This is a genomic window from Streptomyces sp. NBC_01775 (genome assembly GCF_035917675.1).
GTDB lineage: Bacteria > Actinomycetota > Actinomycetes > Streptomycetales > Streptomycetaceae > Streptomyces.
Genome location: NZ_CP109104.1, coordinates 3,081,094 through 3,102,708, shown reverse-complemented (window position 1 = coordinate 3,102,708; position 21,615 = coordinate 3,081,094). Strand labels below are relative to the sequence as shown.

The window sequence follows — 21,615 nt, the reverse complement described above, 5'->3', positions numbered from 1 at the left end:
AGAGATCATGGCTACCGAGTCCACCCCGCTCACCTTGCCCGTGCTGCCCCTGGATGCCGAGAGCGACGGCGTCGTTCTGCCGGGAATGGTGGTGCCGCTGGATCTCTCGGAGAGCGACGTACGTGCGGCTGTGGAGGCCGCGCAGGCCGCCGCACCCCAGGGAGACAAGCCACGGGTGCTGCTTGTTCCCCGGGTGGAGGGGCAGTACCCCGGCATCGGCGTGCTCGGCCGGGTCGAGCAGGTCGGCAGGCTCGCCGACGGTGACCCCGGTGCGCTGATCCGCGGTGTACGCCGCGTCCGGATCGGCGCCGGTACGACGGGCCCGGGCGCCGCGCTGTGGGTGGAGGGCACCGAGGTCGAGGAGAGCGTGCCAGACCCCCTGCCCGGCGCGGTGAGCGAGCTGATGAAGGAGTACAAGGCGCTCATCACCGACTGGCTCCGCAAGCGCGGCGCATGGCAGGTCGTGGACCGGGTGCAGCAGATCGACGGCGTCTCCCAGCTCGCGGACAACGCCGGATACTCCCCGTTCCTGAGCACCGAACAGAAGCTGGCGCTGCTGCGCACCACCGACCCCGTCGAGCGGCTCAAGGCCGCCACCGAGGCGCTGCGTGAGCACCTCGCCGAGCAGGACGTCGCCGAGTCCATCGCCAAGGACGTCCAGGAGGGCGTCGACAAGCAGCAGCGCGAGTTCCTGCTGCGCCGTCAGCTGGAGGCCGTCCGCAAGGAGCTGGCCGAGCTGAACGGCGACCCCGAGGACGAGGGCGAGGACTACCGCGCCCGCGTCGAGGCCGCCGACCTGCCCGAGGAGGTCCGCAAGGCGGCCCTCAAGGAGGTCGACAAGCTGGAGCGCTCCAGCGACCAGTCCCCCGAGGGCAGCTGGATCCGCACCTGGCTCGACACCGTCCTGGAGCTGCCCTGGAACGAGCGCACGGAGGACGCGTACGACATCAGCGGCGCCCAGGCCGTCCTGGACGAGGACCACGCAGGCCTTCAGGACGTCAAGGAGCGCATCACCGAATACCTCGCCGTCCGCAAGAGGCGCGAGGAGCGCGGCCTCGGCGTCGTCGGAGGGCGGCGCGGGGGAGCGGTGCTCGCGCTGACCGGCCCGCCCGGCGTCGGCAAGACCTCGCTGGGCGAGTCCGTCGCCCGCGCGATGGGCCGCAAGTTCGTCCGCGTCGCGCTCGGCGGCGTCCGCGACGAGGCCGAGATCCGCGGCCACCGGCGCACCTACGTCGGGGCGCTGCCCGGCCGCGTCGTCCGCGCCATCAAGGAGGCCGGCTCCATGAACCCGGTCGTCCTGCTGGACGAGGTCGACAAGGTCGGCTCCGACTTCCGGGGCGACCCGGCCGCCGCGCTGCTGGAGGTCCTGGACCCGGCCCAGAACCACACGTTCCGCGACCACTACCTGGAGGTCGAGCTCGACCTGTCCGACGTGGTGTTCCTCGCGACCGCCAACGTCCTGGAGTCCATCCCGCAGCCGCTGCTCGACCGTATGGAGGTCGTCCAGCTCGACGGGTACACCGAGCCCGAGAAGATCACCATCGCCCGCGACCACCTGCTGCCCCGTCAGCTGGAGCGCGCGGGGCTGGAGAGCGGCGAGGTGACCTTCGAGGAGGAGGCCCTGCGCAAGCTGGCCGCCGAGTACACCCGCGAGGCGGGCGTACGGAGCCTGGAGCGCGCCGTCCAACGGGTGCTGCGCAAGGTCGCGGCCAAGCAGCAGCTCGGCGAGCTGGAGCTGCCCTACACCGTCGGCACCGAAGAGCTGCGCGAGCTCATCGGCCGCCCGCACCACACCCCCGAGTCCGCACAGGACCCGGCCGAGCGCCGCACCGCGGTGCCGGGCGTGGCCACCGGCCTGGCCGTCACGGGCGCGGGCGGCGACGTGCTCTTCGTCGAGGCGTCGCTGTCCGACCCCGAGACGGGAGCCTCGGGGCTGACCCTGACCGGACAGCTCGGCGACGTGATGAAGGAGTCCGCGCACATCGCGCTCTCCTACCTGCGCTCGCGCGGCGCCGAGGTCGAGCTGCCCGTCGGCGACCTGAAGGAACGCGGCATCCACCTGCACGTTCCCGCGGGCGCCGTACCAAAGGACGGACCGAGCGCCGGTGTCACCATGACCACCGCGCTGGCCTCGCTGCTGAGCGGGCGTCAGGTGCGGCCCGAGGTGGCGATGACCGGCGAGGTCTCACTGACAGGGCGGGTGCTGCCCATCGGCGGCGTCAAGCAGAAGCTGCTGGCGGCTCACCGCGCCGGGGTGACCACCGTGATCATCCCCAAGCGGAACGAGCCCGACCTGGACGACGTCCCCGCGGAGGTGCTGGACGGCCTCGACGTCCACCCCGTCTCCGACGTCCGCCAGGTCCTGGAGCTGGCGCTGACCCCCGCGCAGACCCCCGCCCGGGAGACGCCGGTCGCGGCGTGACGGACGCGCCCGGCGCACAGAGAGTGGCCCCCGCCTCCAGGGCGGGGGCCACTCGTGCGACAGCGGCAGCCGTTGGCGAGTGGCCGTCAGGCTGTTTCAGCCGTTGGCCAGGGCCTTCAGGCGGTCGATCGCTCCGTTGCTGTTGTCGTGTGGGGGGCGACCCCCACGCCCCCGGCCGGGGGTGGTGGCTGTTTCAGCCGTTGGTCAGGGCCTTCAGGCGGTCGATCGCTCCGTTGCTGTTGTCGTGTGGGGGGCGACCCCCACGCCCCCGGCCGGGGGTGGTGGCTGTTTCAGCCGTTGGCCAGCGCCTTCAGGCGGTCGATCGCTCCGTTGAAGTAGTTGTGATCCCCCACGGTCGGGCCGGTGGAGGTGTACTGCCAGAAGGTGTAGAAGCCCCAGCCGGCCGGGAGCGTGCCCGGCGAGGAGGCGTAGCGGGCGATCCACAGGGGGTTGGTGTTGCCGAAGGCGCCGCTGTTGCCGGTGCACTGCGTCCACCAGCTCGTGGTGGTGTAGATCACCGCGTCACGCCCGGTCTTGGCCTTGTACGTGCTGGTGAAGTCCTTGATCCAGTTGACCATCGCGCTCTTGCTCAGGCCGTAACAGGTCGCGCCGTAGGGGTTGTACTCGATGTCGAGCACGCCCGGCAGCGTCTTGCCGTCCTTGCTCCAGCCGCCGCCGTTTCCGACGAAGTAGTTGGCCTGGGTGGCGCCGCTGGACGAGTTGGGCGTCGCGAAGTGGTACGCGCCCCTGATCATGCCCACGTTGTACGAACCGTTGTACTGCTGGGCGAAGTACGGATTCTTGTAGCTGGTGCCCTCCGTGGCCTTGGTGTAGGCGAAGCGGACGCCGCTGTTCCACAGGGTCGACCAGGCGACGTTGCCCTGGTGGCTGCTGACATCCACGCCGTGGACCGTCGCGGCCAGTCCCGCGCGCTCCCTGTTGGGCGGGGTCCCGTCGGTCGAGTCGCCCTCGTGCATCTGGATGCCCGCGCCCATCCATGCCTCACCGGGCTTGACCGGGGCCTTGGCACCGGCGTCAGGGGATGCCGAGGCGGTGCCCGGCAGAGCCAGGACGAGAGCGAGCAGGGACAAGATCATCCCGAGGGCAGCCGCGATTCCGCGTCTGCGACGGGCCGTACCGGATCTGAAGCTGGGCATCGCTGCCTCCGGAGCCTCTGGTGGTGGGGGTCTGGTACGTGCGTACGTGCGAAGTATGTCGCTATGTGGGGGGTTTTCATACTGCGACGCGCGAGAGGTGGCATGCCACTGGTGTGGTCATGTCAGGCTGAAGGTACGCGCGTAGACCGGGCAGGCGGAAGGTGCCCCGCCGTCTGCCGTTGGTCTAATCCTGCGAAATACTGGAGGAGCTGCGACGATCGCGGACGCTGGCAGAAAGTTTCTTCAAGGAAAACGCCGGAGAGGGCGCTTACGTGCACAAGGCCGACACGGACCCCGACGGGCTCTTCGGGCCCGAATGTCTCGACGTGGAGCGCGAGTTGGCGGTCTTCCTCCGCCGGGCCCGTGCCTCCTCCGGCGAGATGGCGCGGCAGGTCCACCCCGACCTGGAGCCCGCCGCATACGGCCTTCTCGTACGGCTGGAGGACGCCGGCCCGCAGCGGGCGACGGATCTGGCGGCGTATTTCGGGGTCGGCAAGGCGACCATGAGCAGGCAGCTGCACGCGCTCGTGGCACTCGGCCTCGTGGACCGCGTACCGGACCCGGGCGACCGGCGCGCTTCCCTGGTGGGGCTCACGGAAGAGGGGCGGGCCCGCTTCACCCGGGTACGGGACGCCCGCCGCCTCTCCTACGCCCGCAAACTCGCCGCCTGGGACCGCGGCGAAATCGCCGAACTGGCCCGCCTCCTCCACCGCCTCAATGTCACGGCGGAGCAGGAAGAGTGAGCGCCCGGCTCAGCTGACCCGCGACAGATACGCCTCGGCCTTCTCAGGCTCGAAGAACCACTCTTCGAAATCGGCCGGGTTGTCGAACCCGTTGGCGAACCGGTCGGCGACCGCCTGGGCCTCCCCGGCGGCCCCGATGATCCGCAGCACATGCTCCGGCGGAGGCGCCAGCATCGCGTTGGTCCACTTCGTGGCGTGCCGGGCAATGTCCCAATACCGGTCGAACGCGCCCTGCATCCACTCCGCGTCGAAGTCACGGTCCCCCCGCTCCAGGATGGAGTCGAGGTAGGAGGCGGCGCACTTGGAAGCGGAATTGGAGCCCTGAGCCGTGATCGGGTCGTTGGCGACGACCACGTCTGCGACACCGAGCACCGTGCCGCCTCCGGGCAGCCGCCCGACCGGCTTGCGCACGGTCGGCGCGTAGCGGCCGGCCAGTGTGCCGCCCGCGTCAGTCAGTTCGACCTTCGTGGAGCGCGCGTACTCCCAGGGGAGGTACTCCTCCATCAGCTCAAGCGTCTTGGCCAGGTGCTCCTGGGGGTCCTTGATGCCCTGGAACGCGTCCAGGGGACCGCCGGGAATGCCCTCCCAGAAGAGGAGGTCGGCCCGGCCCGTCGTCGTGAGCGTCGGCGTCACGAACAGCTCGCCGACGCCGGGCACCATGTTGCAGTATGCGTCCTCCATCTCGGGGTGCTCGGGGCGCGGGCCCAATCCGTTCACATAGGCGACCGCCAGCGCGCGCTGCGGCGTCTTGTACGGGGAGCGCTCCGCGTCCCGCTCGAACATCGACACCAGCTCGCCCTTGCCCGCCGCGACGAGCACCAGGTCGTAGTTGCGGGCGAAGAAGTCGAGGTCGGAGACCGCGGCGCCGTGGATCACCAGCTGTCCGCCGCGCTGCGCGAAGGTCTCCATCCAGCCGGCCATCTTCAGCCGCTGGTCGACCGATTGCGCGTACCCGTCCAACTCGCCGAGCCAGTCGATGGCACGGGAGTGGTCGGGCGCGGCGACGCAGACGCCGAGCTTCCGGATCTTCGTGGCCTGGCTCTCCCAGAAGTTGATCTCCAGGTCACGCTCGTGCTGGAGCGCCGTGTCGAACATGCACTGGGTCGACATGACCCGCCCGCCCCGGATCTCGTCCGCCGTGCGGTTGGACATCAGTGTCACGTCGTAGTCGTGCCGCTGGAGCCCGAGGGCGAGCTGAAGGCCGGCCTGCCCAGCTCCGACTATGAGTATCTTCCGCATGGCGGCGCTCTCCATCTTCCGTTTCGTACGTGTCGGCGGGCGCACCCGGCGCATGGACGCCGCCTCGCGAACACTCGGGCACCGGGGTCCCCGCCGCCCGCTCAGGCGGGGGCCGCGTCCAGCGCGTGCGCGACGAGTGAGAGGAGCGACTCGGTGACCTTCTCCCGCTTGCGCGCGTCAATGTTCACAATGGGGGCGTAACCGGGCACCGACAGGGCCTCGCGTACGTCCTGCGCGTCGTAGGCCGGTGTCCCCTCGAAGTGATTGACCGCGACGACGTAGGGCAGACCGCAGCTCTCGAAATAGTCCAGTGCGGGAAAGCAGTCCTCAAGGCGGCGGGTGTCGGCCATCACGACGGCACCGATCGCGCCGCGCACCAGGTCGTCCCACATGAACCAGAACCGCTGCTGACCCGGGGTGCCGAAGAGATAGAGCACCAGATCGGCGTCGAGGGTGATCCTGCCGAAGTCCATCGCGACCGTCGTCGTGGTCTTCCCCGGCGTCGCCGTGAGGTCGTCGGTCTCCTCGCTCGCCTGCGTCATCAGCGCCTCGGTCTTGAGCGGCTCGATCTCCGAGACGGCACCGACGAAAGTCGTCTTGCCGACCCCGAAGCCGCCGGCCACCACGATCTTCGTGGATATGGGGGCGCGACTCAGATCCGTCTGCCATGCGGGGGCCCGGCCCCGGTCGGGTTCAGAGCCTGCGAAGTCCACCGAGCACCCTTTCCAACAGCGCGCGATCGGGGCTTTCGGCGCCGTGGCCGGTGCCGAAGACCCGAATTCTTCCCTGTTCGGCGAGGTCACTGAGCAGCACGCGCACCACGCCGAGCGGCATCCTCAGCAGCGCCGAGATCTCCGCGACGGAACGCATCTTGCGGCACAGCTCCACGATGGCCCGCATCTCGGGCAGCACGCGGTCCCGCAGCCCGCCCGAGGTCAGCTCGGGCAGTTCCTCGGGGGCCTCGATGGCGGCGACGAACGTCTCCACCAGCAGCACGGGGCCGTAGTCGGTGCGTCCGCCCGTCAGCGCGTACGGGCGGACGCGTTTCGCTCTGCCGGGGGCCTTGCGTATCGGCAAGGGAGAGTGCGATTTCACTGCTTCACTGCTCCAGCTCCATGGACTCGCGCAACTCGCTGCGGAGTTCGGGGGTGAGGACGTGTCCGGCGCGGCCGACGAAGAGCGCCATGTGATAGCCGACGACGTTCATGTCGCAGTCCGGGGTGGCATGGACGCCGAGCAGCGAGCCGTCCCCGATGGTCATGACGAAGAGTGAGCCCTCCTCCATGGAGACCATCGTCTGGCGCACTTCACCGCCGTCGATCAGCTTGGCGGCGCCCAGCGTCAGTGAGCCGAGGCCGGAGACGATGGTGGCCAGATCGGCGCTGGAGCCCTTCGGCCCGCTGTCCGCTTCGTCCGGCCCGTCGTTGGACGGTCTCGTCGGGGCCTTCTCTCTGGGCTCCTCACCGGGGGCCGGTGCCGATGCGGGTGCCGATGCCTGGTCCGCTGGCGACGCCTGGGCCGGTCTCTGCCCCGGAGCGGATCCGGTGTCCGGCAAGCCGGTCCCAGGACCGCCGAAACCGAGGCTGCCCGATCCGATGTCGCCGTACTCCGTACCGAGCGTCGGATCGGAAGCCAGCAGCAGCAGACCGTCGGACGAGACGACGGCCACGGAGCGGACCCCGGGCACCTCTTCGACCAGATTGTCCAGCAGCCAGCGCAGATTTCGCGCTTCCGAACTGCTGGCCGTACGCGTGGCGGGCGCGTTCACTTGCGTGCCTCCTCGGCAGTACCACCGTCAACCTGCGCCCCCGCTCGCTCTTCCGCACCTTCTTCAGTCGCACCCTCTTCAGCGGCGACCTGCGCCGCCGCGTCACGCAGACCCTCTCGTGCGCCCTGCTGGAAGCCGCCGAGCCTGCGGCGCAGCTCCTCGGCGTTGGGCCCGGCCTTGCGCTGCCGCGGAGCGGTCGCCTCCGGCGCCGTGACCTTGGGCGTGCGCTTGGGCAGGCCCTTGTCCGTGATGACCGGCTGCGCGTCGTCCTCGCCGTCGCTGTGGGGGGCAGGGGCCTGGTCGTCGGCCCTGGGGTGCTCGTCCGCAACCTTGGAGTGCTCGTCGGCGGCCCCGGGCTCGGGTCCGGCCTCGGGCTCGGGTCCAGTCTCGGGCCCGGCTTCCGTCTCGCTTCCGGGCTCGTTCCCGGTCCCGGTCCTGGCGTCAGGCTCGGGCTCGGCTTCGGGCTCGGCTTCAGTCTCCGGCCCGGCTTCGGGCTCGTGCTGTGCTTCCGTCGGGACGGAAGCATCCCCCTCTGCGCCGCCCCCGCGCTCCTCGTGGCCTTCCGGCTCCTCGGGGCTCCCCGGCCCCTGGGGGCTCTCCGGCTCCCGGGCGTCGTCGTCGGCCTCGTACGGCGTCGCCGCATGGCGCCTTCTGCGACCCGGGAGCGTGTTCGAGTTGGCCTCGGCCATCGAGCCCGGCAGCCGGGGCGCGTCGGCCCGGCCCGTGTTTCCGGCCGGAGCCGCGGCCGGGACCGGACGGTCGGGGAGGATCGTGCGCGGGACGATGACGACGGCGGCGAGCCCGCCCTGCTTCTGCTTGCGCAGCTGCACCCGCAGCCGGTGCCGCGCCGCCAGCTTGGCGACCACGTACAGTCCCAGCCCGAGCCCGTCGGTCTCGTCCTCCTCCGTGGGGCTGCCGTCCGGGGCGAACGGCGGGCGCTGCGTCTCGGGTTCGCTCAGACGTGCGTTCAGCCCCGCGAGCCGCTCATCGCTCACCCCGATGCCGTCGTCCTGGACGGACAGCATGACCTCGCCGTTCTCCAGCATCCAGCCGGTAAGCCGCACCTCGGAGTCGGGAGCGGAGAAGGCCGCGGCGTTGTCGAGGAGTTCGGCGACCAGGTGGCTCAGATCGTCGGCGGCGAAGCTGCTGATCTGGGTGTGCGGGGGCAGCGAGCCCAGCTCGACGCGCTCGTAGCGCTCTATCTCGCTGACCGCGGCGCGCAGGACGTCCAGCAGCGCGACCGGGCCCTGCTGGTGGCTGCCGGAGTGCTCGGCGCCCGCGAGGAGCAGCAGATTCTCGCTGTGCCTGCGCAGCCGGGTAGCCAAGTGGTCGAGCTTGAAGAGGGTGGCGAGCCGGTCGGGGTCGGTCTCCTTCTCCTCCAGCCCCTCGATGACGCCGAGCTGCCGCTCCACCAGTCCCTGGGTGCGCATGGCCAGGTTGACGAAGGTGCCCTGCGGGGCGTCCAGCGCGGCGATCAGCTCCTCGCGCGCCTCCTCCAGCTCGGCCATGAGAGCGGCGTAATCGTCGCCCAGCAGCTGGTGGCGTTCGGTCAGCTCGGCCTTCTCCACGGCCAGCTGGTCCTGCTCGCTTTCCGCACAGGCCGCCCGGCGGCGCAGGTCGGCTGCCGCCGCGCGCAGCGAGTTCAGTGAGCTGACGACATCCGCGAACTCGTCGTTCCTGCCCTTGAAGGTGATCGGCTCCTCACCGGCCGGGTCGCCGGCCAGCCGCCGCGAGCCCCGCTTGAGCACGGACAGCGGACGGGTCAGCGAACGCGCCGTCGAGATGCTGACGCCGAGCGCGAGCAGCACACAGACACCCAGCAGCGCCCCCCGCAACTGCAACGCCGTCACATCGTCGTCCCGCAGTCCCTCCAGCCGCTTGATCTCCTCGGCGGCGAACGACGACTGCACGCCGCGCATATGAGCGATACGCGCCGAGACCGAGGAGTCGATCCTGTCCCGGTTCATCGAGCGCACCGAGGGCGTGAGGTAGGCACGCGCGGTGACGCGCTTGAGGTAGCGCTCCGCGACGTTGACGTCCGTGCCGTTGACGGTCGTGCTGTAGCTGTCGCGCGCCTTGGCACCCGCCGACTCGTCGAAGTCGGCGAGGGCAGCCTCCTCGCGCACGCGCGCCTGCTGCGCCTGCGCCGTCAGCTGGTGCTGCGTCCCACGGCCGGCGAGCGCGCCGCGCAGCAGGCCGCGGGTGGCGGAGGCCTGGTCGATGGCGCGAGCGAGGCTGGGCAGCGCGGCGGCCGTCGGGTCCTGGGCGCGCGCGGGCAGGTCGTTGGCCACCTGCTGGGTGACGCCGCGCAGGGCCCGGATGACGTCGGTGTACGACTCGTGCACGTCGAACGCGCCACCGTGCCCCGCTATCGCCTGCTGCCGTGTCCCCCGAAGCTTCTTGAGGGCCTTGCCGACATACGCGGGGGGTGTCGAGGCGCGGATCTCCCGCGCCTGACGGTCGACCCGGGCACGCTGGGCCTCGCTGACCCCGGCTCCGCCCTTGCTGGTGCGGCCGGCCGCGACGTACTCCACCATCCCGTCGCGCTCGTCGGCCAGGGAGTGGGAGAGCGCGATGGCCTGCTGGTTAAGACGCGCGAGGGAGACCAGCTCCTGCGCGTCGGCGGCATCACGCGAGGCCGCCACGACGTTCGGCGTACCCGCCGCGATGACGGCGACGGCACACAGGAGAACGGAGCCGAGCAGCCTGTTGCGCACCCGCGCGCGCTTACGCGGGGGCGCGGACGCGCCTGATGAGGCGGGCGCGCCTGATGAGACCGGCGAGGCCGACGACTCCGGTGAGCCTCCACCGGGCGGGGGAATCGTGCCCGCGCCCGTGCCCGCGCCCGCGCCGGGTGGGGGCGCGACATCCGCCGGGGACGTGGCGCCGGCCGGCGGCGCGACCTCAGCGGCGAGCGCGGCCTGTGACGCAAGAGCGGCCTGCGAAGCGAGCCCGGACTCCGCTGCGGGTGCGGCCTCGGAGGCAGCCGTGGTGGGGGTGGTGTGCGCGGCATCGCCCAGCGGCCCGGCACCACTCGCAGGGACGGCTCCCGCCCCGGCTCCGGCGGATGACACGACCCCGGCGGCGGGCGAGGCTGCCGAGGGCGCGGTCTCTGTGGTGTGACCGGCCCCAGTGGTGGGCGTGGCGCCCGTCGTGGGCGTCGCACCGGTCGGTGACGCGGGCCCCGGAGAGGGTGTGGCGGAGGTGGCTCCGGTGGTGTCCGCGGTGGCAGCCGCCTCGGCGGCGGCGTTGGCGTCCTTGGCGCTCGTGGCGTCAGTCGTGGTGGCCGTGGCCTGGAGAACGTCCGGTTTCCGAAGTTGCTTCTTCCGCACCCGTGCTCGCAATCTCGTCCCGCCTGTCCCGGAGGGCCCGGGGGGCACAGTCCAACGTGTGTGGCAAGAGATTGACCCCGCCCGCTCCGGCACTCCTTCGACCTTCCGCCTGACTCGACGACAGACCATTGCAGCGCGCTCATGAGGCGGGTGTGAATCCCCTGCCGGGCCACCCGAAGGAGTGAACATCACTCCTCAGTTGAGGAACAACTCAGCCTGAGACGGGCGCTGTCCGCCTCCCGGGCATGGGTTGGAAATCCTTGCGACGTCCTGGCAGGATGCCCGCCGCACATCTTCGGAGGACTTGATTCCGGTCGTTGTGGAGCCTCTTTGCCGTGTGCGCGGTACGCGCTGCTCCGAATGAGGCAGGAGCCCCGGCCGACCCGCCGCGTGCTCCGGATGTCCCGCCCGCCGACTCCCTCCACCCGGCATTCGGCGGGTGGAGGGAGTCGGCATCCGCCCCTCCGGCAGACTGCTGCCATGCGTATCGAGATGATCTCCGAGCCAAGTGATCCTCAACGTCCCAACGAGGACTACGCGTCGGCCGCCCTCCCCGCCTCCGGCTCCGGGGGAGCGCTCGTGGTGCTCGACGGGGTCACTCCGCCGGTGGGCGAGGACGGCTGTGTGCACGGAGTGCCCTGGTTCGTGGCCCGGCTCGGCGGCTCCCTGGTCGAACTGTCCGGCGCACGCCGGGACCTGACCTTGGCCGAATGCCTCGCCGCCGCGATCGGACGGGTGGCCGATATTCACCGGGAGACCTGTGATCTTTCTCACCCGCGTACCCCTCAGGCGACCGTGGTCGTCGCTCGCTGGGACGACCATCAGGTCGAACATCTCGTTCTCTCCGACTCCGCGCTCCTCGTCGAGACCGACAACGGGACTGTGTTCCCCGTCCTCGACCGGCGTCTCGCCGAACTCCCGCCCTCCGTGCGGAGCCTGCGCGACCGTGTGCGGGCGACCGGTGACGCGGCGGACCGCGACGCCTACGTCCGCGCCGTCGAGGGCCTGCGCAACGCTGCCGACGGCAGTGGCTTCTATACGGCCGCGGCCGAACCCTCCGTCGCCGCACGCGCGGTGACAGGCAGTCACCCACGGCCGGAGGTGCGGACCCTGCTCGCCCTCACCGACGGGGCCACGCGCTGGACGGAGACCTTCCACCTCGGCGACTGGTCCGCCCTCTTCACCCTCGTCCGCAAGGAGGGCCCCCGCGCGCTGGTGGCCCGGGTCCGCACGGCGGAGGCCGCGGTCCGGCAGCCCCGGGGCAAGCCCCACGACGACGCCACCGTCCTCCTGGCCGACTTGAGCTGAGCCAACCTGGGCTGAGCCGACTTGAGCTGGGCCGATCCGAGTCGAGCTGACGTGAGCCGAGCCGGCTTGAGCCCGGTTGGCCTCAGCTGAGCCGGCCATGACGGGAGGACGGGGCGGGCGTCGGCCGGCTGGACCCGCGCCGAGGAGTGGGCTCACGCCCGGCTGCCGTCGGGGCGTACCGCGCCGATCGGCGGGTTGGCCGCCAGCGGCGTGATCTTGACGACGCCTCCGGGCCTCGGCGCCTGCACCACGCGCCCCGCTCCCGCGTACATCCCCACATGCGTCGCGCCCGCGAAATAGATCACCAGGTCGCCCGGACGCAGCTTGTCCAGCGCAACTCGGGGGAGCCGTCGCCACTGCTCCTGGCTCGTGCGGGGGATGGCCCGGCGTGCCTGCTGCCACGCCTGCGAGGTGAGCCCCGAGCAGTCGAAGGAGCCCGGCCCCTCCGCGCCCCAGACGTAGGGCTTGCCGAGCTGCCCCAGCGCGTAGTCCAGTGCCCGCTTACCTTGCGCCGACGGGTCCCGGGTCCCGCCCTGTGGATCCCCCAGCGCGCCGGAGGCCAGCAGTTTGCGCTGCGCCGCGTCCGTACGGTCCCGCTCCAGCCTGCGCAGCTGGGCCAGCTGATCCCCGTTCAGGGAGGAGAGCAGCTTCTCGACCTCGTTCAGCCGCTCCCGCACCTGATCGCGCTGGCTCTTCTTGCGCTCCGTCAGTTTTCGCCGGCGGTCCAGCGCCTTCTGTTCGCGCTGGACCGCCGCTGCGTGCCTGCGCTCCCCGCCGGACAGCCGTCGCATCGTCACTGCCTGGTCGCCGGCCGCGCGCTTGAGCAGATGGCCCCGCTCCAGCAGGCGATAGGGGTCGGGTGCGAGCAGCACCTGGAGCGTGGGTGGCAGCCCCGCCCCGTCACCCCGGTACTGCTGCCGCGCCAGCTCACCCGCTCGCGAGCGCCCCGCCGCCAGCGCACCCCGGGCCCGCGCGAGCCCTGACTGCTCCCGCCGCACCTCCGCACGCTGCGCCTTCAGCTTCTCCTCCGTCCCGTTGTACGCCTCCGAAGCGGCCTCGGTGCGCTGATACAGCGAGCGCAGCTCACCCAGCAGCGTGCTGACCGACTTGCCCCCCGCTGCCCCCGGCCCGGGCGCCGGAGCGTCCGTCCTCCGTGAGGGACCGGGTCCCGGTGGTGGAGTGCCGGGCGCGGCCAGCCCCGGCGGCGCCATCACCCCCAGCACCGCGCACACCGCGACCAGCAGCGCCAGCCCCTCAGCCCCCGCGCGCCCCACACACCTTGGGCGCCCCACGCACCCCGCACGAGTCGGCCCCGGCCCCCGTACCGCTTTCGTCCTCGACACCGCACACCTCGTTTCCGAGCGGCTGCTCCCGTATCCGGGCTCCCCGTACTCGGCCGCTCTGTGGCGATCGTGGCACGGGCAAGCACACCTGCTCAGGGCGAACGAAGCGGGTGGGTGCACAGCCCTCACCCGATAGTTGGACCGCCTGAGCGGCGCCGGGCGACGGCCTCGCGCACAGATGGCGGCAGCAGCGCCGAGAACGGCGGTGCGTCCACATCGTCGGGCAGCAGCAACCGCGACAGCTCCGCCGCCGTCGGACGGTCCGTCAAGGTGTGCGAACGGCAACGCGTCAGCAGCCTCCGCAGCGCAGGGTCCCGCACCGCTCGGCCGTCGCTCTCCTGCTCGGACGGCGGGTGCCCGGAGAGCGCGAACACCAGCACGCCTGCCAGTGCGAACACGTCGGCGTACGGCGTCGGACGGTGTCCCGCGAGCTGTTCCGGCGCGGTGTAGGCCCGAAGGCGATCCGAAACGCGGGTTGATACGCCCGTCTCCAGATCCGAGGTACCAAGGTCCAGCAGCCGCGGCCCATCCTCCGTCACCCGAACGTGTGAGGGCCGCACTCCGCCGTGCACGAGCCGCACCCGGTGCGCCGCCGCCAGTCCGGCGGCAAGCGCGGCTCCCAGCGCCCGCACGGCATGCACGGGCCAGGGCCCGGCCGACACGACAGTCGCCTCCAGCCCGGGTTCATCCACCAGTTCCGAGGCCACCCACGGCCGTTCGCCCGCCGCCTCCGCACCGTCCACAGCGGGAAAGCAGCGCGCGGCGACCTCGCTCTCGGCGAGCAGCTCACGCACCTTCGCGACCCGCTCGCCGAGCCCCTCGGCCCCACCGTGCAAGGCCTTCACCGCGACAAGCCGGCCGCGCCCCCGCGCCTGCCCCACAAAAACGCTCCCGCCGGCCCCCACCCCCAACCGCCCCCACAGCCGATAGGGCCCCACCCGCCCCGCTTCCGGCCACGCCCCCTTCTCCGCCCCCGCGCCCGCCTCCGGCCGCGCTCCCGTCTCCCTTCCCACCGCTGTCTCCCGCCCCGCCCCCGTCACCGCCCGAACAGCCGCCGCCCCGCCAGCGTCCGGGCCTCCTCCGCGCGGTTGCCGATCTCGTGGAGGTAGGAGTCCGGCAGCCATTCCGTGGCCGGGCGGTCCGCGGTGGCGGACAGGTCGAGGATGCGGGCCAGGGATTCGGGGCCCGGCCGGGCTTCCGGGGTCTTGTGGAGACAGGAGAGCAGCGGTGTGTGCAGGGCATCTGGCACGCCCGTCAGGTCGGGGGCCTCGCGCGCCGCGGGCAGCGGGCTCCCCGCGAAGGGCTGCCGCGCGCAGGCGGCCAGCACCAGCAGCGCGCCCAGCTCGAACACGTCGTCGGCCGAGCGCGCGAGTCCGCCGAAGCCTCCGGCGAGCGCACCGCCCGGCGGCGGTCCGGCCGCCGGACGTCCCAGACCGGTGCCGTAGTCGACGAGGCGCGGTCCGTCCGCCGTCAGCAGTACGTTCGCGGCTCGCAGATCCCGGTGCGCGACCCCCGCCGCGTGCAGTGCGATCAGCGCGCGGGCAAGGGCGCCACCAAGGGCGCGTACCGACATCTCGGGCAGCGGTCCGAAATGGGATACGAGCGTCGCAAGCGAGTGACCGGGTGCGAACGCGCTCGCGATCCAGGGTTGTTCGCTGTCCAGCTCACAGCCGAGCGCACCGGCGACGAAGGGGCTGTCCACCGCGTCGGCGACCCGCGAGGTCTCCTGTCGCACCAGCGCCCGCAACTGGCGGTCGCGCAGCAGTTCGGGGCGTACGGCGCGTATCGCGGCCAGCTGCTTGCGCGCTCCCCGCCGGGGGGCGCCTCTGCCCATGTAGACGGTGCCCGCGCTGCCGCCGCCGAGGACGCCGTACAGCCGGTACGGGCCCAAATGGGACGGGTCGGTCTCGCTTAGGCGGACGATGGGATCGATCACGTTCAGCAGGTAAGCGCGTCATGCGCCGCCCTGTCCAGGTCACGGCGCAACAGAAGAAAGGGGCGCCGCCCGTAGTGAAGTGACGAAGCGGGGGAGGGGGCCGGGGCGGCGCCACCCGCCCAGCGAGGAAATCGGACTAGACCACTGTTGTCAATGGTATGGACTAAAGAGGGTGACGGCCGTCAGGGGTGCCGGTCCCTCGCCCGGAGCTGCCGCATCCGCCACGGCAGCCGCGACAGTGGCCCACCGTCCGGGCGCCCGTCCGGCTCGTAGACGTACTTCCAGCCGCGCGGCAGACCCAGCCGGTTCACCCTCGCGGGCTCCAGCCGGTACACGTACACCGTCGGAGTGCCGCCGTCGGTGTCCGGGACGGGCACCTCGTAGCTGCGCGGCGGTCTGCCGGTCGGGCCCAGCGGTACGGGCAGCGTCCGGCCGTCCAGCGGCCCGCCGCTGAAGGAGGTGTCCTCGCTGCGCATCCGCTCAGACCGCCTTGTCGTCGGGGGTGTCCCCGGCCAGGCAGCCCGGCCCGCCGCCCGTCCGCGCGGTGTCGGGCCCGCAGGGCTGGGCGAGCGCGCGGGCGCCCGGGCCCTCCTCGCCGAGGCGGTCGTGATGGTTGACCAGCGCGCAGGTCGTCAGCGAGAGACAGCCGCACCCGATGCAGTCCGTGAGGTGGTCGCGCAGCTGCTCCATGAGCGCGATCCGCTGGTTGAGGTCCTCGCGCCAGCACTCGGAGACGGCCGCCCAGTCGTCCCGAGTGGGCGTACGCCCCTCGGGCAGCAACGCGAGCGCGTCCCGGATGGCGGCGAGCGGGATGCCGAGCCGCTGGGACGCCCGGATGAAGGCGACGCGGCGCAGGGTGTCACGGCTGTAGCGGCGCTGGTTGCCCGAGGTGCGCCGGCTCTTGATCAGCCCTTCGCGCTCGTAGAAACGCAGCGCGGAGGTGGCCACGCCCGCCCGCTCCGCCAGCTCTCCGACAGTGGCTTCCTTGGCCTTCCAGGACAGTTGAGTCGCCATGGGTCCCAGCCTAGCCCGGCCTTCAAGCAGCCTTTAAGTCCTGTCCTCCATGAGCTTCGTCCTGTCCTCCGAGGTCTTCACGGCCTTCGAGTCCTCCGAACCCCCAGGAGCCTCAGCGCCCCCGGAGGTATCCGCACGGCGAGCCTCCGTCACAGGAGGTGGGTGGCGTCCGCGACCACCGGCAGCACTCTGCGCACCAGGTCCCCTACGGGGCCCTCCGGCAGCTCCATCTCCAGCGCGCCCCGCGTCACCGCCGCGGCCTCCGCGTCCCCGGCCGCCGTCGCGGTCAGTACGGCCACGAAGTGGTCCACCAGCCAGTCCCGCAGCTCGGGCAGCGGCGGCTGCTTCCCCTCGTCCAGCCAGATCAAGGACGCGGCCTCCACCGCCGCGATCCAGGTGCGCACGGCCATCCGCAGCCGGGAGCGGGGGCGTCCGCTCGCCCCCATATGGGCCAGGATCTGCTCCGCCGCGTCCCTGCGCACCTCGTCCACGATCGCCTCCGTGCGCGAGGTCTCCACCACGCTGCCGCCCTGGAGGAGCGCCATGAAGCCCGCGTCGTGCTCGTCCACGAAGGCGAGATAGCGGTCCAGCGCACGGGCCAGGCGAGTGGTGAGCGGCCCGGTGTGCGGCTCGGCGAAGCACCGCTCCAGCTGGTCGGCGGCGCTGCGCAGCGCCGCCTCGTACAACTGCTGCTTGCCGCCGGGAAAGTAGCGGTACACCAGCGGCCGGGAGACCCCGGCCGAGGTCGCCACGTCGTCCAGCGACACGTCCTCGGGCGGGCGGTGAGCGAACAGGCCCAGTGCGTGGACGAGCAGTTGGCTGCGCCGCTCGTCCACGCTCAGTCTGCGATAGGCCGGGGCGCCGCTGCTGCTCATGGAAAGCAGCGTATCCGCCCTTGAGGCGCACAGGTGTTCCCCTGTGCCCCGGGCCCCGCCCGCGCGCTTCACCGGATGCTCACCGGAAAATCCCTCCACCGGATGCTCCCCGAAAACCGCCTCACCACGATTCTCGGAAAGCCCGCCCTCACGTGGGCAGCAGCCCCGAGCTGACCCACAGCTTGCGGCCCACCCCGCGCAGGACGCCGATCTCGTCCAGGAAGTCCGTCAGGCGCTTGGCGCCGGACTGCATGACCTCGCGGCGGTGGCCGCTGGCCTTGACCTGGGCCATGGCCTCCTGCTTGTTCAGGCCGACGTTCTCGTAGACCTGTGGGTTGACGAAGGAGATGGAGAAGACCCGGGCCGCCTCGCCCGAGCTGACCCGGGTCAGCTCGGCCTCCCAGCGGGGGCACTTGACCATCTGGCGGCGCAGCTCCTCGCGCGCGTAGCGCACATGCCGGGCCTCCTCGATGACGTGGATACGCGTCACCCCGCGCACCAGCGGCTGCACCCGCTCGTCGGGAAAGGTCAGCCGCTGCATCCAGTCGAGTATCTCCTCGCCCAGCAGTGTCGCGGTGAACGAACCGGGCGTCGTGGAGACCGTCTTGAGGACCCGCGCGAGGTTGTGGTGCAGCCGCGAGACCGGATACGCGGGCGCGCCGCCGGTTTTGATCATGCGAGCGAACATCATCGAGTGGCGGCACTCGTCCGCGATCTCGGTGAGTGCGTAGCGCACGTGGTTGCTGGTCAGCGGCTTGTCGTAGATATGGCGCACCAGCAGCTGCATCAAGATCACCTCGAACCAGATGCCCAGCGACGCGAGCGAGGCCGCCTCGTGGCGGGCCAGGTCGAAGCGCTGCTCCTCGGACATCCGCCTCCACAGCGGGGTGTCGTAGAGCGAGACCAGCTCCGGGGGCCAGAACCACTTGCCGTCCTCGAACGGCGCGCCCCAGTCCAGCTCGGTGTCCGGGTCGAAGGAGTGCTTCCTCGAGGATTCGAGGAGCCGCTCGGCGACCTGCTCACGGTCCTTGAGCAGGCCGAGGGCGTCCCTGAGCACCTCGCGTTCCTCGGGGGCGATGTCAGGCGCTGTCGTCATGCTGGGGCACCTCTTTGTCGGTGTTACCGGCGGTCACGTCTGCTGCTCGCTCTTATGAGACTGCTTGTCAGCAAGGACGTCAATCCCCCTCGTGCCCCTTGTTGACCGCGCGGTAACACGCGTGTGAGCCTGCCAACTACTCACCCCTAGCGGGCGGTCCGTGACTCGAAGGAGATGTCCGTGTCCACACACGATCTCTATGTGCACAGAACCGACAGCCCTCTCTGGCAGGTGCCTGCCTCGGGGAACGCGCGCTTCAGCTGGGAAGCCATGTTCCCCGGTCAGAAGGACGGCTCTGGCCGCGACCGCCTCCTCGCCCTCTACCAGAAGGGCAAGGACAAGCAGTGGGACGGCCAACGGCGCATCGACTGGGACCTGGAGGTCGACCCGTACGACCCCCTGGGCACGCCCGATGAGGCCATGACCCTCTACGGCACGTCCTACTGGGACAAGATGAACGAGACCGAGCGCGGCGAGCTGCGCCGGCACTACACCTCCTGGCAGTTCAGCCAGTTCCTGCACGGCGAACAGGGCGCGATGGTGTGCGCCGCACGCATCGTGGAGTCCGTACCCGACCTGGACGCGAAGTTCTACTCCGCCACCCAGACGATGGACGAGGCCCGGCACGCCGAGATCTACGGCCGCTTTCTCCACGAGAAGGTCGGCATGCTCTACCCGATCAACGACAGCCTCCAGTCGCTGCTGGGCGACACGCTGCGCGACTCCCGCTGGGACATGCCGTACCTGGGCATGCAGGTACTCATCGAGGGGCTGGCCCTGGCCGCCTTCGGCATGATCCGCGACACCACGGACAAGCCGCTGCCCAAGCAGATCCTCTCCTATGTCATGCAGGACGAGGCACGCCATGTCGCCTTCGGCCGGATGGCGCTGCGCGACTACTACAAGCAGCTGTCCGAGGCCGAACTGCGGGAGCGCGAGGAGTTCGTCATCGAGGGCTGCTATCTGATGCGCGACCGCCTCAAGGGAGCCGAAGTGCTGGAGAACTTCGGCATCCCCAAGGCCGAGGCCGAGTCCTTCAGCGAGCAGTCCGAGCACCTCAAGCTGTTCCGCCAGCTGCTCTTCAGCCGCATCGTGCCCTGTGTCCGCGACATCGGACTGTGGGGCGAGCGCCTCCAGCGCGCCTACGTCGACATGGGCGTCTTCGAGATGGGCAACCAGAATCTCGACCTGCTCATGGCCCAGGACGAGGAGATGGCGGAGAAGCTGGACGCCGAGCGCTTCGCCGCCGAAGAGGCTGAACGCACCGCGGAGGTGGCCGAGGCCATCGAGGAGGGCAGGAGTCAGATGTAGCGGTACAGCCGCGCGGCCCCGGGCGGCTCCTCTGAAGGGGGACGACCATGGCACGAGCTGTCGGCATCGACCTCGGTACGACCAATTCTGTTGTCAGCGTTCTGGAGGGTGGCGACCCCACGGTCGTGGCCAACGCGGAGGGCGCCCGGACCACACCGTCCGTGGTCGCCTTCGCCAAGAGCGGCGAGATCCTGACGGGGGAGATCGCCAAGCGTCAGGCCGTCACCAACGTCGAGCGCACCGTCCGCTCCGTCAAGCGTCATGTGGGAGAGGCCAGCTGGCGCTTCCCGGAGACCGGCAGCGTGGACGGCAAGACCTTCACCGCGCAGGAGATCTCCGCGCGGGTGCTCCAGAAGCTCAAACGGGACGCGGAGTCCTACCTCGTCCAGGACGTCAAGGACGCGGTGATCACCGTCCCCGCGTACTTCAACGACACTCAGCGCCAGGCCACCAAGGAGGCCGGCGAGATCGCGGGTCTGAAGGTCCTGCGCATCATCAACGAGCCCACGGCCGCAGCGCTCGCCTACGGGCTCGACAAGCAGGACGAACAGACCGTCCTGGTCTTCGACCTGGGTGGCGGCACGTTCGACGTCTCGCTGCTGGAGATCGGCGACGGCGTTCTGGAGGTCAAGGCCACCGCGGGCGACACCCGTCTGGGCGGCGACGACTGGGACCAGCGGATCGTCGACCACCTGAGCGAACGCTTCAAGAACGGCCATGGCGTGGATCTGTCGAAGGACAAGATGGCCGTCCAGCGCCTGCGCGAGACGGCGGAGAAGGCGAAGATCGAGCTGTCCTCGTCCACCGAGACGACGATCAACCTGCCCTACATCACGGCGTCCGCCGAGGGCCCGCTGCACCTGGACGAGCAGTTGACGCGCGCTCAGTTCCAGCAGCTCACCCAGGACCTGCTGGAGCGCTGCGAGACCCCCTTCCGGCAGGCGGTCCAGGACGCGGGCGTGGAGGTGGCGGACATCGACCACGTGATCCTCGTGGGCGGCTCGACCCGTATGCCCGCCGTCACGGAGCTGGTCAAGGACCTCACCGGCCGCGACCCGCACAAGGGTGTGAACCCGGATGAGGTCGTGGCCATCGGTGCCGGCCTCCAGGCGGGTGTCCTCAAGGGCGAGGTCAAGGACGTCCTGCTGCTGGACGTCACTCCGCTGTCGCTTGGTATCGAGACCAAGGGCGGGATCATGACGAAGCTGATCGAGCGGAACACGACGATTCCGACGAAGCGTTCGGAGACGTTCACGACGGCGGAGGACAACCAGCCGTCGGTGCAGATCCAGGTCTTCCAGGGTGAGCGGGAGATCGCGGCGTACAACAAGAAGCTGGGCATGTTCGAGCTGACGGGGCTGCCGCCTGCGCCGCGCAACGTGCCGCAGATCGAGGTCACCTTCGACATCGACGCGAACGGCATCATGCACGTGTCCGCGAAGGACCTGGGCACGGGCAAGGAACAGAAGATGCAGGTCACGGGCGGCTCCAGCCTGCCCAAGGACGACATCGAGCGCATGATGCGCGAGGCCGAGCAGTACGCCGACGACGACGCCAAGCGCCGCGAGTCCGCCGAGACCCGCAACCAGGCCGAACAGCTCGCCTACCAGACCGAACGGCTGCTGGCCGACCACGCCGAACGGATCCCGGCCGAGTCCCGCACCGATGTCGAGGCGGCCCTGGCGGAGCTCAAGGCGAAGCTGGCCGAGTCCCCTCAGGACGCGGCGGCGACGCACGCCTACACCGTGGCACTGCGCGAGGCCGCCGACCGAACCGCCGCGGCGGCCCAGAAGGCCGGCACCGCGATGTACGCCCAGTCCCGCGAGCACCAACAGGGCCCGGCGGACGGCCCGGAGGAGCCGCGCGGCACGGGCGGCACCGAAAGCGCAGACGGCGAGAGCGCACCCCCGGGCGGGGGCGGCGGAGCGAGGCCGGAGGATGAGGTCGTGGAGGCTGAAATCGTCGACGACGGCACGTCCGGGGGCCCCGCCGACCAGCCCGGCCCCGGTCCGGAGCCGGGCTCGGCCCAGGGCCCCGGTCAGCGCTGAGGACGGCGAACCCCGCCCGGCGT

18 protein-coding genes are annotated in these 21,615 nt (G+C 71.0%); 5 read left to right on the top strand and 13 right to left on the bottom strand.

Features of this window, described 5'->3' with window-relative positions; translation table 11 throughout:
• Positions 1-7 precede the first annotated feature (7 nt).
• Complete coding sequence (gene lon / locus OHB04_RS13800) at positions 8-2,422, top strand: endopeptidase La (RefSeq protein ID WP_326687979.1); 2,415 nt, start codon at positions 8-10, stop codon at positions 2,420-2,422.
• A gap of 290 nt (positions 2,423-2,712) precedes the next feature.
• Here the strand turns inward: lon and OHB04_RS13795 are convergent, their stop codons facing one another.
• On the bottom strand, positions 2,713-3,579 hold the full coding sequence (locus tag OHB04_RS13795; protein ID WP_326687978.1) for a lysozyme: 867 nt from the start codon (positions 3,577-3,579) through the stop codon (positions 2,713-2,715).
• A 272-nt stretch (positions 3,580-3,851) separates the two neighbouring features.
• Here OHB04_RS13795 and OHB04_RS13790 point away from each other — a divergent pair, with 272 nt between their 5' ends.
• A complete protein-coding gene (locus OHB04_RS13790) occupies positions 3,852-4,322 on the top strand; it encodes a MarR family winged helix-turn-helix transcriptional regulator (protein ID WP_326687977.1) in 471 nt (156 codons plus the stop codon).
• A 9-nt stretch (positions 4,323-4,331) separates the two neighbouring features.
• Here the strand turns inward: OHB04_RS13790 and OHB04_RS13785 are convergent, their stop codons facing one another.
• From OHB04_RS13785 to OHB04_RS13760, 5 genes are all read right to left on the bottom strand, one after another.
• Positions 4,332-5,561 carry a styrene monooxygenase/indole monooxygenase family protein gene (locus OHB04_RS13785; protein WP_326807526.1) on the bottom strand — a complete coding sequence of 410 codons (1,230 nt, stop codon included), beginning with the start codon at positions 5,559-5,561 and terminating at the stop codon, positions 4,332-4,334.
• A 101-nt stretch (positions 5,562-5,662) separates the two neighbouring features.
• Complete coding sequence (locus OHB04_RS13780; RefSeq protein ID WP_326687975.1) at positions 5,663-6,274, bottom strand: GTP-binding protein; 612 nt, start codon at positions 6,272-6,274, stop codon at positions 5,663-5,665.
• Entirely contained in the window at positions 6,255-6,656 is a 402-nt protein-coding gene (locus OHB04_RS13775; RefSeq protein ID WP_326687974.1) for a DUF742 domain-containing protein, read from the bottom strand. Before OHB04_RS13775 ends, OHB04_RS13780 begins: the two co-directional genes overlap by 20 nt.
• Before the next feature lie 4 nt (positions 6,657-6,660).
• On the bottom strand, positions 6,661-7,329 hold the full coding sequence (locus OHB04_RS41805) for a roadblock/LC7 domain-containing protein (RefSeq protein ID WP_405805559.1): 669 nt from the start codon (positions 7,327-7,329) through the stop codon (positions 6,661-6,663).
• The gene (locus tag OHB04_RS13760; protein WP_326807525.1) at positions 7,326-10,661 is read right to left on the bottom strand and encodes a nitrate- and nitrite sensing domain-containing protein; all 3,336 of its coding nucleotides are present in this window, start codon (positions 10,659-10,661) and stop codon (positions 7,326-7,328) included. The genes OHB04_RS41805 and OHB04_RS13760 overlap by 4 nt, the downstream gene beginning before the upstream one ends.
• A gap of 480 nt (positions 10,662-11,141) precedes the next feature.
• Here OHB04_RS13760 and OHB04_RS13755 point away from each other — a divergent pair, with 480 nt between their 5' ends.
• Entirely contained in the window at positions 11,142-11,969 is an 828-nt protein-coding gene (locus OHB04_RS13755) for a protein phosphatase 2C domain-containing protein (protein ID WP_326807524.1), read from the top strand.
• Positions 11,970-12,121: 152 nt separating this feature from the next.
• Here OHB04_RS13755 and OHB04_RS13750 read toward each other — a convergent pair whose 3' ends face one another.
• The 7 genes from OHB04_RS13750 to OHB04_RS13720 all read right to left on the bottom strand — a co-directional run bounded on the left by OHB04_RS13750 (position 12,122) and on the right by OHB04_RS13720 (position 18,233).
• Positions 12,122-13,243: a C40 family peptidase gene (locus OHB04_RS13750; RefSeq protein ID WP_326687971.1), complete on the bottom strand. Its 1,122-nt coding sequence runs from the start codon at positions 13,241-13,243 to the stop codon at positions 12,122-12,124.
• 194 nt (positions 13,244-13,437) lie between these two features.
• Positions 13,438-14,436, bottom strand: a complete 999-nt coding sequence (locus OHB04_RS13745) for a protein kinase domain-containing protein (RefSeq protein WP_326807523.1) — start codon at positions 14,434-14,436, stop codon at positions 13,438-13,440.
• Positions 14,349-15,248 carry a protein kinase domain-containing protein gene (locus tag OHB04_RS13740; RefSeq protein WP_326687969.1) on the bottom strand — a complete coding sequence of 300 codons (900 nt, stop codon included), beginning with the start codon at positions 15,246-15,248 and terminating at the stop codon, positions 14,349-14,351. Before OHB04_RS13740 ends, OHB04_RS13745 begins: the two co-directional genes overlap by 88 nt.
• Before the next feature lie 182 nt (positions 15,249-15,430).
• Positions 15,431-15,724, bottom strand: a complete 294-nt coding sequence (locus tag OHB04_RS13735; RefSeq protein ID WP_326687968.1) for a hypothetical protein — start codon at positions 15,722-15,724, stop codon at positions 15,431-15,433.
• Positions 15,725-15,728: 4 nt separating this feature from the next.
• Positions 15,729-16,262 carry a redox-sensitive transcriptional activator SoxR gene (soxR, locus tag OHB04_RS13730; RefSeq protein WP_326687967.1) on the bottom strand — a complete coding sequence of 178 codons (534 nt, stop codon included), beginning with the start codon at positions 16,260-16,262 and terminating at the stop codon, positions 15,729-15,731.
• A 149-nt stretch (positions 16,263-16,411) separates the two neighbouring features.
• Complete coding sequence (locus OHB04_RS13725; protein ID WP_326687966.1) at positions 16,412-17,137, bottom strand: TetR/AcrR family transcriptional regulator; 726 nt, start codon at positions 17,135-17,137, stop codon at positions 16,412-16,414.
• A gap of 148 nt (positions 17,138-17,285) precedes the next feature.
• Positions 17,286-18,233: an AurF N-oxygenase family protein gene (locus OHB04_RS13720; RefSeq protein WP_326687965.1), complete on the bottom strand. Its 948-nt coding sequence runs from the start codon at positions 18,231-18,233 to the stop codon at positions 17,286-17,288.
• Between the two features lie 180 nt (positions 18,234-18,413).
• Between OHB04_RS13720 and OHB04_RS13715 the strand changes: the two genes are divergently transcribed.
• Together OHB04_RS13715 and dnaK are read left to right on the top strand one after the other, a co-directional pair.
• Positions 18,414-19,544 carry a ferritin-like domain-containing protein gene (locus OHB04_RS13715; protein WP_405805566.1) on the top strand — a complete coding sequence of 377 codons (1,131 nt, stop codon included), beginning with the start codon at positions 18,414-18,416 and terminating at the stop codon, positions 19,542-19,544.
• Positions 19,545-19,591: 47 nt separating this feature from the next.
• Positions 19,592-21,592: a molecular chaperone DnaK gene (gene dnaK / locus OHB04_RS13710; RefSeq protein WP_326687963.1), complete on the top strand. Its 2,001-nt coding sequence runs from the start codon at positions 19,592-19,594 to the stop codon at positions 21,590-21,592.
• Positions 21,593-21,615: the final 23 nt, after the last annotated feature.